The organism is Methylobacterium tardum (assembly GCF_023546765.1).
Lineage (GTDB): Bacteria > Pseudomonadota > Alphaproteobacteria > Rhizobiales > Beijerinckiaceae > Methylobacterium > Methylobacterium tardum.
The window spans coordinates 38,920-52,159 of record NZ_CP097484.1; the positions used below are offsets into that span (position 1 = coordinate 38,920).

At 68.4% G+C, this 13,240-nt stretch carries 14 protein-coding genes and 1 tRNA gene; 9 read left to right on the forward strand and 6 right to left on the reverse strand.

The genetic code is table 11. The features are described 5' to 3' along the window. The first annotated feature begins 43 nt into the window (after window positions 1-43). Window positions 44-1,477: a glutamate synthase subunit beta gene (locus tag M6G65_RS00175; RefSeq protein ID WP_250103416.1), complete on the forward strand. Its 1,434-nt coding sequence runs from the start codon at window positions 44-46 to the stop codon at window positions 1,475-1,477. A 24-nt stretch (window positions 1,478-1,501) separates the two neighbouring features. Here the strand turns inward: M6G65_RS00175 and M6G65_RS00180 are convergent, their stop codons facing one another. The 3 genes from M6G65_RS00180 to galE all read right to left on the reverse strand — a co-directional run bounded on the left by M6G65_RS00180 (window position 1,502) and on the right by galE (window position 5,225). Then, window positions 1,502-2,866: an SGNH/GDSL hydrolase family protein gene (locus M6G65_RS00180; RefSeq protein ID WP_250103417.1), complete on the reverse strand. Its 1,365-nt coding sequence runs from the start codon at window positions 2,864-2,866 to the stop codon at window positions 1,502-1,504. Window positions 2,867-3,019: 153 nt separating this feature from the next. Next, window positions 3,020-4,228 (reverse strand): lytic murein transglycosylase, encoded by a 1,209-nt coding sequence (locus M6G65_RS00185; protein WP_250103418.1) that lies wholly within the window; start codon window positions 4,226-4,228, stop codon window positions 3,020-3,022. 4 nt (window positions 4,229-4,232) lie between these two features. Continuing rightward, window positions 4,233-5,225, reverse strand: a complete 993-nt coding sequence (galE, locus tag M6G65_RS00190) for a UDP-glucose 4-epimerase GalE (protein ID WP_250103419.1) — start codon at window positions 5,223-5,225, stop codon at window positions 4,233-4,235. 176 nt (window positions 5,226-5,401) lie between these two features. On the opposite strand from galE, the gene M6G65_RS00195 reads away from it, so the two are divergent. After that, window positions 5,402-6,271 (forward strand): UTP--glucose-1-phosphate uridylyltransferase, encoded by an 870-nt coding sequence (locus tag M6G65_RS00195; protein WP_250103420.1) that lies wholly within the window; start codon window positions 5,402-5,404, stop codon window positions 6,269-6,271. Between the two features lie 385 nt (window positions 6,272-6,656). Here M6G65_RS00195 and M6G65_RS00200 read toward each other — a convergent pair whose 3' ends face one another. Beyond that, window positions 6,657-7,559: an N-formylglutamate amidohydrolase gene (locus M6G65_RS00200; RefSeq protein ID WP_250103421.1), complete on the reverse strand. Its 903-nt coding sequence runs from the start codon at window positions 7,557-7,559 to the stop codon at window positions 6,657-6,659. 206 nt (window positions 7,560-7,765) lie between these two features. Here M6G65_RS00200 and cpdR point away from each other — a divergent pair, with 206 nt between their 5' ends. From cpdR to M6G65_RS00220, 4 genes are all read left to right on the forward strand, one after another. Then, complete coding sequence (gene cpdR, locus M6G65_RS00205) at window positions 7,766-8,122, forward strand: cell cycle two-component system response regulator CpdR (RefSeq protein WP_003603128.1); 357 nt, start codon at window positions 7,766-7,768, stop codon at window positions 8,120-8,122. Between the two features lie 140 nt (window positions 8,123-8,262). Continuing rightward, the gene (gene grxC, locus M6G65_RS00210) at window positions 8,263-8,532 is read left to right on the forward strand and encodes a glutaredoxin 3 (RefSeq protein ID WP_192706867.1); all 270 of its coding nucleotides are present in this window, start codon (window positions 8,263-8,265) and stop codon (window positions 8,530-8,532) included. After that, window positions 8,525-9,382: a carbon-nitrogen hydrolase family protein gene (locus M6G65_RS00215; RefSeq protein ID WP_238197581.1), complete on the forward strand. Its 858-nt coding sequence runs from the start codon at window positions 8,525-8,527 to the stop codon at window positions 9,380-9,382. Before grxC ends, M6G65_RS00215 begins: the two co-directional genes overlap by 8 nt. A 20-nt stretch (window positions 9,383-9,402) precedes the next feature. Beyond that, window positions 9,403-9,858, forward strand: a complete 456-nt coding sequence (locus M6G65_RS00220; protein ID WP_238197580.1) for a DUF1178 family protein — start codon at window positions 9,403-9,405, stop codon at window positions 9,856-9,858. 87 nt (window positions 9,859-9,945) lie between these two features. On the opposite strand, the gene M6G65_RS00225 is transcribed toward M6G65_RS00220, so the two are convergent. Together M6G65_RS00225 and M6G65_RS00230 are read right to left on the reverse strand one after the other, a co-directional pair. After that, a complete protein-coding gene (locus M6G65_RS00225) occupies window positions 9,946-10,434 on the reverse strand; it encodes a disulfide bond formation protein B (RefSeq protein ID WP_238197579.1) in 489 nt (162 codons plus the stop codon). A gap of 2 nt (window positions 10,435-10,436) precedes the next feature. Further along, a complete protein-coding gene (locus tag M6G65_RS00230) occupies window positions 10,437-11,018 on the reverse strand; it encodes a YqaA family protein (protein WP_192706871.1) in 582 nt (193 codons plus the stop codon). Between the two features lie 126 nt (window positions 11,019-11,144). Between M6G65_RS00230 and M6G65_RS00235 the strand changes: the two genes are divergently transcribed. The 3 genes from M6G65_RS00235 (at window position 11,145) to M6G65_RS00245 (ending at window position 13,235) form a co-directional block, all read left to right on the forward strand. Further along, window positions 11,145-11,229: transfer RNA gene (locus M6G65_RS00235), tRNA-Leu, on the forward strand. Window positions 11,230-11,376: 147 nt separating this feature from the next. Then, window positions 11,377-12,318, forward strand: coding sequence for an NAD(P)/FAD-dependent oxidoreductase (locus tag M6G65_RS00240; RefSeq protein WP_238197578.1), 942 nt, complete (start codon window positions 11,377-11,379; stop codon window positions 12,316-12,318). Beyond that, window positions 12,315-13,235 carry a histone deacetylase family protein gene (locus M6G65_RS00245; protein WP_250103422.1) on the forward strand — a complete coding sequence of 307 codons (921 nt, stop codon included), beginning with the start codon at window positions 12,315-12,317 and terminating at the stop codon, window positions 13,233-13,235. The genes M6G65_RS00240 and M6G65_RS00245 overlap by 4 nt, the downstream gene beginning before the upstream one ends. The last annotated feature ends 5 nt before the right edge of the window (window positions 13,236-13,240 follow it).

Consider the following 13,240-nt stretch of genomic DNA (forward strand, 5'->3'; position numbering starts at 1 on the left):
GCGGGCAGCGCAGTCACAGACTGGCCGGCCCAGGGGCTGACCAATGGGCAAGATCACAGGCTTCCTCGAATTCGACCGGCAGGAGCAGAAGTATCAGCTCGCCGCCGACCGGGTTCGGCACTTCCGCGAGTTCACGCTGCCGCTGGACGAGCACGACCTCACGAAGCAGGCGGCCCGCTGCATGGATTGCGGCATCCCGTTCTGCCACGGCCCGACCGGCTGCCCGGTCCACAACCAGATTCCGGATTGGAACGACCTCGTCTTCCAGTCGGATTGGGAGGAGGCCTCGCGCAACCTCCATTCGACCAACAATTTCCCCGAGTTCACCGGCCGCATCTGCCCCGCGCCCTGCGAGGAGGCCTGCACGCTGAATCTCGAGAACCAGCCGGTGGCGATCAAGACGATCGAGCAGGCCATCGCCGACCGCGCCTGGAACATGGGCTGGGTGAAGCCCGAGCCGGCGCAGACCCGCACCGGTAAGCGCGTCGCGATCGTCGGCTCGGGGCCGGCCGGCATGGCGGCCGCCCAGCAGCTCGCCCGGGTCGGGCACGATGTCCACGTGTTCGAGCGCGAGCCGAAGGCCGGCGGCCTGCTGCGCTACGGCATCCCGGACTTCAAGATGGAGAAGCGCCACATCGACCGGCGCGTGCGCCAGATGGAGGCCGAAGGCGTCGTCTTCCACTACAACCAGAACATCGGCGTGACGAAGTCGGTGGACGAGCTCAAGGCCGAGTTCGACGCCGTGATGTTCTGCGGCGGCGCGGAGGATCCCCGCAACCCGCAGCTTCCCGGACAGGAGCTGGAGGGCGTCCATTACGCGATGCCGTACCTCGTCCAATCGAACCGGCGGGTGAACAACGAGCCGATGCGCGGCAACGGCGAGGTGCCGATCCTGGCCAGCGGCAAGAACGTCGTCGTCATCGGCGGCGGCGACACCGCCTCGGACTGTGTCGGTACGGCGTTCCGGCAGGGTGCGCTGTCGGTGACACAGCTCGACATCCGCCCGCGGCCGCCGGAGCGCGAGGACAAGCTGACCGTGTGGCCCTATTGGCCGACGAAGATGCGGACCTCCTCCAGCCAGGCCGAAGGCGCCGAGCGCGAGTTCCAGGCCGCGACGCTCCGCCTCGAAGGCAACAAGAAGGGGCAGCTGACCGGCGTGGTCTGCGCCCGAGTCGATGCTAAGCGCCAACCGATCGCCGGGACCGAATTCGTGCTGCCCGCCGATCTGGTCTTCATGGCGATCGGCTTCGCCGGCTCAGTGCAGAAGGGGCTCCTCGAGCAGTCGGGCATCGGTGTCAGCAAGCGCGGCAACGTCGAAGCGAACGAGGACGATTACCGGACGTCGGATTCCAAGATCTGGGCAGCCGGCGACATGCGGCGCGGCCAGTCCCTGGTGGTCTGGGCGATCCGGGAGGGACGGCAGGCGGCGCGCGCCATCGGCGAGACGCTGATGGGTTCGAGCGTCCTGCCGCGCTAGGGCGATCCGAAGAGCCGTCCGGCGTCAGCCGGGCGGCCAGCGGAAATCGTCGGCGCGGCCGGGCTGCGGCATGGGCGCGTTCCCGCGCAGGAGCGTCCGCTCGACCGTGCCGAGATTATCCGGATCGCGGGGCCGGCCGCTCAGCAGCGCGCCGCCGGGTGAGACCTCGGCCCGGCTGAGCGGGACCACCGGTCCAGCCGCCGGTTTCACCGGCAGGGCCGGAACGCCCGGAGGCTCCGGCAGGCTCGGAAGCATCGCGGTGATCTGGCGATCGATCGCCGCCGTGTCGGTGAGCTGCGGAGACCCGTCGAGGCTCGGACCCGTAGCCGCGGGCGGCGCGCTCGGCGCGATCGTGGCTGTCGGCGGCTGGTCGGCCGGCTGCGGCGCCGTGCCCATCAGCCGCTTCAGCTCGACATCGGCAAAATGCGCCAGCTTCCGGTCGCCGGCCTTCGTGAAATGGACCCCGTCCGCCGTGCGCAGCTTGGCAATCTGGCCCTCCGGGTCCGGGCCCGAGGCGGCGTACCTGTCCCGGTCATCCACGAAGCCGGGCCAGATATCGACGTAGGTCGCGCCGGCCTTGGTCACGCTATCGCGGATGATGTCGTTGATCGCGGCGAGATCCCGGCTGAGGGCCTCACTCTGGACGGGCGGCAGGCCGACCCAGACCAGCGGCACCTTCTTGTCGGTGAAGACCTTGATGAGGGCGTCGACGCGCGCGTGGTACAGGGCGCGCCAGCGATCCGTGAGCGGATCGACGGTCTCGTCGCCGTCTCGGATCGGCTGCCGATCGTTCGCGCCCAGCATGACCAGCGCGTAACGGATCTTGGAATTGCCCTGCAGGGAATCCTGCGCGACCTTGGGCCAATCAACGACGTCCTTGCGGATAAGCCCGCTGTCGCCCTTGGCACGATCGAGAACCGCGACATCGGCATTGTCCTCGAAGACGTCATCGAGGCCCTTCGCCAGATGATCGGCCAGCGAATCGCCGAACACCGCGATCTGGACGTTCGGCTCGCTCTTGGCGATGGCGGGTTTGGGCGGGGTCGGCGCCCGGGCCGGACGCACGCGCCGCTTGATCGCGGGCGCCGGGCGCTGCGCTTCGACCGGGGCATAGTTCGGCCGGGGTCGCGGCGCCCGATAGGTTCGCTCGGGCTGAGGGGCGACGGGCTGGGGCCGGTCCTCCCAGGGCCAGTAGAACTGTCGCGGCGCCTCCTGCTGAGGCGCGTAGCGAGGCTGGCGGCCGTAGGTCCCATCGTCCCGGTAATACGCGTCGCGGGACCGCCGCCTCGGCGGTGCCTCGTAAGTGGCACCGGCACCGGGCTGCTGGTAGCCGTCGCCCCATTGCGCCAGCGCCGGCACGCTGCCGAGCAGCGACAGGCAGGCCGGCACAGCAAGGTCTCCAGGCCGTGAAGCACAGGGCGTATCGCGGGACGCCGATCAGCGACTTTCATGCGCATCCTGCGACCTTATCCCGAACGGCGCCATTGCGGAACGGCTCGCGCGAAATCGGCCCGGCTCCCGGGCAAGACCCTGTGCGCGACCTTACGGGCGGCGCTCTGTGCCGCCCTGAATCCGCGCGAGAAGGTTCGGTGTGGCGTACCCGTCTGCCGGCAGGCCTACGCTGATCTGATAACGCCGGACCGCCTCGCGCAACTTCGGGCCGGCACGGCCGTCCGTCGGTCCATCGTAGAACCCGGCCCCCGCGAGCGCGGTCTGGAGGGCCCGCAACCCGGCGCCATCCAGTCGCGCTCCCGCCGCCGGCCACGGCATTGTGAGCGGCGGACCGCCATCCAGACGGTCGGCCAGGTGGCCGACGGCCAACGCGTAGGAATCCGACGTGTTGTAGCGGCGGATCACCTCGAAATTGTCGGTGATCAGGAAGGCCGGCGCACCCAACCCGCCCGGCAGGAACAGGCTGGCGCGACCGCCCTTCGGCAGCGGTTTCCCATCCGCACGTCGGACGCCTCTTTGCGCAAACGCGCTCAGGTCGCCCGTATAGCGGGACAGGTCGAAGCCGTCCGGCAGCAGCACCGCATAGCCCCAGGATACGGACGGATCCCAGCCCAGATCCTTGAGATAGGCGGCGATGGAAGCCAGCGAATCCGCGTCGCTCGTCCAGATGTCCCGGCGGCCGTCACCATCGAAATCGACCGCGTGGGCCAGATAGGTGGAGGGCAGGAACTGCACCTGGCCCATGGCACCCGCCCAGCTGCCGCTCATGCGCTCGGGGGTGATGTCCTTGCGCTCCAGGATCGTCAGCGCGGCCAGGAGCTCGTCCCGGAACAGGTCGCCTCGGTGCTGCGCCTGGGCGAGGGTCGCCAGGGCCCGGACCGTCGAGATGCTGCCCGCGCTCGCTCCGAAATCGGATTCGATGCCCCAGAACGCCAGGATCACCGGGCCCGGCACACCGTACCGACCCTCGATCTGCCTCAGGGTCGTTGCGAGCGCCGCGGCTCGCGCCCGGCCCCGATTGATCCGCCCCGCCGACACGGCGCCGACGAGATAGTCCCAGACCGGCCGCACGAATTCGGTCTGACGCCGGATGCGTGCCAGGACCGCCTCGTCCGGCGCAGCGATCCCGCGAAAGGCCGCGTCGAACGTCTGTGCGGACACCCCGCGTGAAGCGGCGTCGGGGCGCAGGGCCTCGATGAAGGCCCGAAACGCGCCGTCGTCGCCTGCGGCCGCGGCGGCCCGGATCGGGCCAGCGGCCGTGTACAGGCTGGCAGCCAGCAGCGTTCTGCGCGACGGCATCCGGTCAGAGCCGATTGCGCTTGCCGAGATGCTGCTCCCAGGCGAGCGCCTGGGCGACGATCGCGTCGAGGTCGTCGTGGCGGGGCTTCCAGCCCAGCCGATCGCGGATCAGCGCCGCCTCGGCGACGATCTGCGCCGGATCTCCGGGCCGGCGCGGGCAAAGACGCACCTCGAAATCGCGGCCGGACAACCGCTTCACCACATCGATGACCTCGAGCACTGAGTAGCCGCGGCCGTAACCGCAGTTCAGCGTCAGGCTCTCGCCGCCGGCTCTCAGGTGATCGAGCGCGACCCTGTGGGCTGCGGCAAGATCAGAGACCTGGATGTAGTCGCGCAGGCAGGAGCCGTCGGGCGTCGCGTAGTCGGTCCCGAACACGTCGAGCCGTTCGCGCTGCCCGAGGGCGGCCTGCGTGGCGACCTTGATCAGGTGCGTGGCATTGGGCGTCGACTGCCCGGAGCGGCCAGCCGGATCAGCGCCGGCCACGTTGAAGTACCGCAAAATCACGTAGGAAAAGCCATGGGCGGCCGCTGCGTCGGCGATCATCCACTCGCTCATGAGCTTCGATCGGCCGTAGGGGTTGATCGGCTTCAGCGGCAGATCCTCGGGGACGGGCACGACCTCCGGTTCACCGTAGACGGCTGCCGTCGGCGAGAAGATCACATGCCGCACGCCGGCACGCACCGAGGCCTCGATCAGGGAGCGCGTCTTCACGGTGTTGGCAAGGTAGTAGCCCAGCGGATCGGACACGGAGTCCGGCACCACGATCCGGGCGGCGAAATGAGCCAGCGCATCGATCCTGTGCTGCAGGATCGTCTGTGTGACGAGCGCTTGGTCCGCCACGTCGCCGACCACAAGCTTGACGCCTTCCGGGACAGCCCAGTCGAAGCCCGTCGACAGATCGTCCAGGACGACGACCTCCTCATGGCCGGCATCGAGCAGTGCCAGAACCATGTGGCTGCCGATGTAGCCGGCGCCTCCCGTCACAAGAACCGCCATGTCACCCCCTCCGGTGCCGTTCTCGCCACGCCCGCGCACGCCCATGCAGACGGTATATTTACGGCGGTTTGCCTCTTACTATTGCCGTAGCGCTCTTGCGACGCTTCGCGATAGCCTATCTGACAGGCCGCACCGTTGACCACGTTCTTCCGTTCCGTTGCCGGGGTTACCTTTCGATGAAACCGATCCGCAAGGCCGTCCTGCCCGTCGCGGGCCTGGGCACGCGCTTCCTGCCCGCGACCAAGGCGGTCCCCAAGGAGATGCTCACGGTCGCCGACCGACCCGTCGTTCAGCATGTCGCCGATGAAGCGCGCGAAGCCGGCATCGAGCACTTCATCTTCGTCACGGGGCGCGGCAAGGCGGTCATCGAGGACCATTTCGACATCGCCTTCGAACTCGATCACACCTTGCAAGAGCGTGGGAAGACTGCGGCCTACGAGGAGTTGAAGAAGGATCTGCCGAAGGCCGGTCAGACCAGCTTCACCCGCCAGCAGGCGCCCCTCGGCCTCGGCCACGCGGTGTGGTGTGCCCGCGAGATTGTGGGCGACGAGCCTTTCGCCGTGCTGCTGCCGGACATGCTGAGCCGCGGCTGCATGCAGCAGATGCTGGCAACTTACGAGCGTCACGGTGGCAACGTCATTGCCGTCGAGGAGGTCGCGCCCGAGGAGACCCACCAGTACGGGATCGTGAGCGTCGGCGAGACCTACGGGCAATCCTTCCAGATCACCGGCATGGTCGAGAAGCCCAAGCAGGGTACGGCGCCCTCGAACTTCATCATTTCCGGCCGCTACATCCTGCAGCCCGAGATTTTCGGGATTCTCGAGCATGGCAAGAAGGGGGCCGGCGGCGAGATCCAGCTCACGGACGCGATGATCGATTTGATGGAGTCGCAGGACTTCTTCGGCATGCACTACGAGGGCCGGACCTACGACACAGGCTCCAAGCTCGGGTTCCTGACGGCGAACCTGGCCTACGCCCTGGAGCGCGAGGATCTTGCAGGGCCCCTGCAGTCCGAGATCGCCAAGCTCCTGAAGGAGCAAGGCTGAGGCGGCGGGCCTTCTGGCCTGCGGATCTCGGCAGGGAAGGCTTAGGCGCTCGCGGCATCATTCCTGATGACGCCAAGATGGCTCGGCGCGGCAACGCGGCCGAGCCATGTCTACGCGTGGGCACGCTCCCTCCGCTCGCTGAGCGCCGGAGACCAGCGAACGCTTCGGACACGCGGCTCAGGTATGCACTGAAGGCGGAGGCCGGGCTCAGATTGCCCTTGCGTCTTGTGCGGCGCACTTTATTTTGTGCGTTGCGGGATCGCGATGGCGTCGCGGTCACGCAGCCCTTCTTGGGCGTTTCCTCCCTAGACTTCGGGCCGCTCCTTCGGGAGTGGCCTTTTTCTTGGGCGCCGCGTTCTCTTGGCGAACGCCGGGTCTCCAGATTCTATTCCGCAGCCATTCTGCGGGGCGTCAGATCGCCCAGATCGGACGCGACCTCGGCGACGATGGATGTCAGCGCCTCCGCGAGATCATCGAAGCCTGCCGTCATCGCGAGGCTGCCTTCGTTCATGTAGAGCCCGCGGCTGACCTCGATCTGCAAGGCATGGCGCCCGAGATTCGGCTCGCCGTAATGCTCGGTGATGAAGCCGCCTGCATACGGCTTGTTGCGAACCACGCGGAAACCCCGCGCGCGAAAAGCGGCCTCGAACCCGCTGATGAGGCTCGGGGCACAGGCCGTCCCGTAGCGGTCACCCAGCACCACGTCGGCCTTCATCTCCGGATCGCGCCCGAGGCTTGAGGACGGCATCGAGTGGCAATCGATGAGCACGCAATGGCCGTGGCTGCGCGCCGTGCGCTGGACGAGGCCGCGCAGCGCGCGGTGATAGGGCTTGTAGAGCCCCTCGATCCGTGCCGTCGCCTCGGTCACCGGCAACCTGCGCGCGTAGATCTCCTGCCCGTCGGCAACAACCCGCGGAACCGTTCCCAGCCCGCCGGCGACCCGCATCGAGCGCGTGTTGGCAAACGACGGCAGCCGGCCCTCGAACATGCGCGGATCGAGTTCGAAGGGCTCGCGGTTCACGTCGAGGAACGCGCGCGGGAAGTTGGCCCGCAGGAGCGGCGCACCGAGGGCGACCACCGATGCGAACAGGCGATCGACATACGCGTCTTCCGAGCGGCGCAGCGTGAGCGCGTCGAGCCGGGACGCCGCGACGAAGTCGGGGGGGTAGACGGCTCCGGAATGGCCGGTATTGAAGACGAAGGGCAGGATGTGCGCCGCCGGCTCGCCGACCGCGAAGGCGGGGGCAAATCCGAAGACGTCTGGCTCGACCGGTACGGGCGCGATCATCGGCTGGTGGACACCCCGGCGGTTGTGAAAGCACGGCAGGTCCGCACTGTGCGGCGCGATCGACCGCCTGTCCACTCGGTGCCCGCCAAGGGTGCCGTCGCCAAAGGGTCACGCGGCGGGCGCTGCGGGCTCCATCCTAACACCTTGTTTACCATCGCCTCCCTTTATGGGATCAACAACGCGACTCGAAGGCTCGGATCCGGCCGATGAAAATCCTGCTGGCGGAAGACGACAACGATATGCGCCGGTTTCTGGCGAAGGCGCTGCAGAATGCGGGATACGACGTCCTGTCCTTCGACAACGGCCTCTCGGCCTACAACCGGCTGCGCGAGGAACCGTTCGAGCTGCTGCTGACCGACATCGTGATGCCGGAGATGGACGGCATCGAGCTCGCGCGACGGGCCACCGAACTGGACCCCGACATCAAGGTCATGTTCATCACCGGTTTCGCGGCTGTCGCGCTGAACCCGGATTCCAAGGCTCCAAAGGACGCCAAGGTCCTGTCCAAGCCGTTCCATCTGCGCGACCTCGTCAACGAGGTCGAGAAGCTGCTGGCGGCCTGACAGCAAGACCGGCGGAGCAGAGTGCCGGCCTTCGGCACGCCGCAGCAGGAGGGCGAGTCCTCCTGTGACCACACGGGCATAGGCAATTCGGATGGCGCGCTCCTATATGGCAGGAGATCACGCGCGGGACGATGAACGCCATGCAGCCGGTCACCATCTACACCACGGCCTGGTGCCCCTATTGCTCGGCGGCCAAGAGCCTGCTGAAGGAGAAGGGCGTCGCCTTCCAGGAGATAGACGTCGAGCGCGTGCAGGGCGCACGCGGCACCATGGTGGAGAAGGCGGGTGGCCGCACGAGCGTGCCGCAGATCTTCATCGGCGGCACGCATGTCGGTGGCTGCGACGATCTCTACGCGCTCGATCGGGCGGGCAAGCTGGATCGGCTGCTGAAGGACACGGCCGATGCCTGACGCGCGCTTCACGGCCGCCTGCGTGCAGATGCGCTCCGGTCGCGATCCGGGCGTGAACCGCGATGCGGCTGTGGCCGGCGTCCGTGAGGCGGCGTCGCGCGGTGCGGATTATGTCCAGACCCCCGAGATGACGTCTCTGGTCGAGCGAAGCCGGGAGCGTCTCTTCGCACACGTCACCGGCGAAGATCAGGACCAGACCCTGTCCGCCCTGCGCGAGGCCGCGCGAGAGACGGGCACGGTGGTTCAGATCGGCTCGATCGCGGTGCGGTCGGGCGACAAGATCGCCAACCGCGCCTACCTGATCGGCTCGGACGGCGAGATCCTCGCTTCCTACGACAAGCTTCATCTCTTCGATGTCGACCTGCCCAGCGGCGAGCGCTGGCGGGAATCGGCGACTTATACCGGCGGCGCCTGCGCGGTGGTCGCGGCGACGCCATGGGCCATGCTCGGGCTCACCATCTGCTATGACGTCCGGTTTCCGGGCCTGTACCGGGCCCTGGCCGAGGCGGGGGCGGAGGTGCTGACCGCGCCGGCTTGCTTCACCCATCAGACCGGCGAGGCGCACTGGCATGTCCTGCAACGGGCGCGCGCGATCGAGACCGGCTCCTTCGTGATCTCGGCGGCTCAAGGCGGTCTTCACGAGGACGGCCGCGAGACCTTTGGCCATTCGCTGATTATCGATCCCTGGGGCCGCGTCCTCGCCGACGCGGGCGGCTCAGAGCCTGGTGTGATTCTGGCGGAGATCGACCTCGCGCAGGTCGCCGATGCCCGGGCGCGCATCCCTTCGCTGAAGCACGGCCGCACCTTCTCCGTCGAACGGGTTGGTCCTCAGATCCGGGCCGCACAGTAGACAGAACAGCAAGCAAGAGAATGATCCGGTACAGTCTCGTCTGCGAGACCGGGCACGGCTTCGAGAGCTGGTTCCCGTCCTCGGATTCCTACGATGAACAGGCCGCACGCGGGCTCGTGACCTGCCCGGTCTGCGACAGCGCGAAAGTCAGCAAGGCCCTTATGGTCCCGCGTGTCGCCCGCACGGACCGCGAGCGCTCATCTGTGCCAGTCCCGGAGCAATCGGACCAGCCGCAGACCCTGATTGCGGAGCCGGAACGACAGGTCCGGGCCATGCTGCGGGCGCTGCGCGAACACGTCGTCGCCCATTCGGAACATGTCGGCGCACGCTTCCCCGAGGAGGCCCGCAAGATCCATTACGGTGAGGCGGAGGGCCGCTCGATCTACGGTGAGGCGAGCCCCGCAGAGGCGCGCGCGCTCATCGAAGAGGGCATCGAGGTGGCCGCGATCCCGATCCTGCCCGACGATCGCAACTGAACCTGCGGTTCATCCTCCAGGGCGGTGGCCAAGCCTTCAGGCGCATGCCTTGAACCGGGATCATCCAGGCTGAAGACACGGGCCCGGTCAGGGGCGCGCAGCCGCGCTGCCGGCGAGGGAGGCCAGCGCGAAGGAGACGAGCGCGTTCCAGCCGGCGAGGGAGATCCCAAGCACCCGAAGCGCGGCGACGGAGCAGTCCACGACCTTCGTGGATCCCAGCGCGTTCAGGAAGTCGCCCACCTGACCGGGGTTGGCGCCGGTGCCGCCGCCGCAATCGGACGGTCCCGGCCAGAACCCCCACTCGGCGCCGGCGTGATAGACCCCGACGCCCGCCCCATAAAGGAGGCCGAGGGCGGCGAGACCGAGGGCAATCCGGCCGATCCGCTCCGGTGCCAGCAGGGCGACAAGACCGAGCGGCAGGGCGGCGTAGAAGGGTAGACGCTCGGTCAGGCAGAGCTTGCAGGGCGCGTAACCGTATCCGTACTGCATCACGAGAACGGTCCCCACCGTGAGGGCGGAGAAGATCGCAAGCCACAGGCCAGCCGTCTTCACACGCAGTGCTGCCGCCGTGTTCATCACTACAGGATCACTTTGAAGAGGAGGAAGCCGAGGACGATGACGGCGACGGAGATCGCCGCCACCGCGTTGAGGTGCCGATCCAGAACGCCGCGAATCTGGACGCCGTAACGTCCGAGCAATCCGGCCAGGATGAAGAACCGCGCGCCGCGGGTAACGATCGACAGCACCGTGAACCAGAACAGGCTGTAATGGGCGAAGCCCGAGGTGATCGTGACGAGCTTGTACGGAATGGGCGTCAGCCCTTTGAGCAGGATCACCCAATGGCCGTAGCGCGCGTACGAATCCTGGAACGTCGCGGCTGAGTTCTGAAGGCCGTACAGGCGGATCAGCCACTCGCCGACGGAGTCGAACAGCAGCGCGCCGATCGCGTAGCCGACGAGACCCCCGAGAACGGACGCGATCGTGGCGATGGTCGCGTAGAACCAGACCCGGTCCGGACGGCTGACCGCCATCGGCACCAGCATGGCGTCGGGCGGGACCGGGAAGAACGAGCTTTCGGCGAATGCCACGGCGCCGAGCGCGTAGGGCGCGGAGGGCCGGCCGCTGAGGGCCAGGATCCACGCATAGAGCCGGCGGAGCATTCAACATCCTGGATGGAAAGACCGGTCGCCCTTTGAGCATAGGTGCCCGGTCTTGGCCAGATCGACCGCGGGCGCGAAAAACCCACTTGGCCCCCGCGGCCGGTTCGTGCGAAGAGCGCCGGGCACGCGGGTATGGCGGAACTGGTAGACGCGGGCGACTCAAAATCGCCAGCCGAAAGGCGTGGGGGTTCGATTCCCTCTACCCGCACCATGCGCCCCTTGATCGGGATACGGCTGCGGCATCCTGCACGCACGGTGCCGCGCAACCATCCAAGCCTTCGCCCTGACTTTGCTGGCCACGCTCCTACTTTCTGACGTGCCCGACTGAGCGGGCCGATCTTGGGAGTGGATCGAGGGTGTGAAGAAGCGCCGAACCGTCGCGATCCTCGGGGCCGGCATGGCCGGCGCGACCGCCGCCCGAACGCTCGCCGATGCCGGCTTGACCGTGCAGGTCTTCGACAAGGGGCGGGCGGTCGGCGGCCGCATGGCGACCCGCCGGAGCGCGTCCCTGCAATTCGACCACGGTGCCCAGTTCATGCGGGCGCATGGATCCGCCTTCGCGGCGCGCCTCGCGGCGTGGGAGAAACGGGGGATCGTCGCCCCCTGGGTCGGGTCGGAGCGCTGGGTCGGCGTCCCCGACATGACCGCGCCGGTTGGCGATCTCCTGGCCGGCCTGTCCGTGCGATCTGCGACCACGATCATGCGGATCCGACGGGACGACGGGGCGTGGTATCTCGACGACGCTGGCGGTGGGGTGCACGGCCCGTTCGGCGCCGTGGCGGTCACCTTTCCGGCGCCGCAGATCGCCGCTCTGCTCGACGGATCCGGATACGCGCTGGCCGATGTCGGACGCGCCTCGTACGCGCCCTGCTGGTCGGTGATGCTGGCCGCCGAAGGCGGGCTGACCGGCGGCCTGATCGAGCCGCGAGAGGATCCGGTCGGCCTCATCGCTTCCGATGCGTCGAAGCCGGGTCGCCCGGAAGGCGTTCGCCTGACGATTCATGCAACGGCCGGCTGGTCGCGCCGCCATTTGGAAGAGCCGCGCGAGACGATCATCGCCAGCCTTATCGAGGCTGCGGCGCGGCAACTGCGCGTATCGCTCCGGCCGACCCATGCGGAAGCCCATCGTTGGCGCTACGCACAGGTCGAGACGGCCCTGGACGTGGCCAGCCTGTACGATCCGGCTCTCGGTCTCGGCGCGGCCGGCGACTGGTGCCTCGGGGCGCGTATCGAGGCTGCTTACGACAGCGGGGCGGCGCTGGCCCGGACGATTGCGGCCGACCTGAACGGGGACGCATGATCCCGCCGATCGCGTTCCACCCGGCTTACGAGGCGAGCTTGCCGGCCGGGCACCGCCTCCCGATGCGCAAGTACGGGCTGCTGGCGGAGACGCTGATCGCCAAAGGGCTCGCGCCGCTCGGCTTCGTGACGCCAGAGCTGGCCACCGCCGAAATCCTCGTCCGCGCGCACGATCATCGCTACGTCGAGGCGGTGCTGACCGGCACGGTGTCCCGCGAGATTGAACGTGCGATCGGTCTGCCGGTCGATCCGGCCGTGGTCCGGCGCTCGCGCGCGTCTGTGGGCGGAACCCTGCTGGCGGCGCGCCTGGCGCTGTCGGAGGGGCTGGCCGGGAGCGCCGCCGGCGGCAGCCATCATGCCCGGCGGCAGCAGGGCGCCGGCTTCTGCGTGCTGAACGACGTCGCGGTCGCGGCCCGCACGCTCCAGGCCGAGGGCTTGGTCCGGCGGGCCCTCGTGGTTGACTTGGATGTCCATCAGGGCGACGGCACCGCGGATTGCCTCGCCCTGTGTCCGGAGCTGTTCACGCTCTCAATCCACTGCGAGAACAACTACCCCGCCCAGAAGATCGCCGGCGATCTCGATGTCGGTCTGCCGGACCGGCTCGGCGATGCCGGCTACCTCGAAGTGCTGCGGACGCGCCTGCCGCCGCTGCTCGATGCGCTGGCGCCGGATCTGGTCTTCTACAATGCCGGAGTCGATCCCCACCGGGATGACCGGCTCGGGCGCCTCTGCCTCTCCGACGCGGGCCTTCTGGCTCGCGACCGCTTCGTCGTCGCGCAGGCCCGGGCCCGCGGCATTCCGCTCGTGGCGGTGATCGGCGGCGGATACACGACGGATGTGGAGGCGCTGGCCCAGCGGCACGCGCTGGTGTTCGAGGCCCTGGCGGCCGAGGCCGCGACGCGCCCACCCCACAGGTGAGGCCT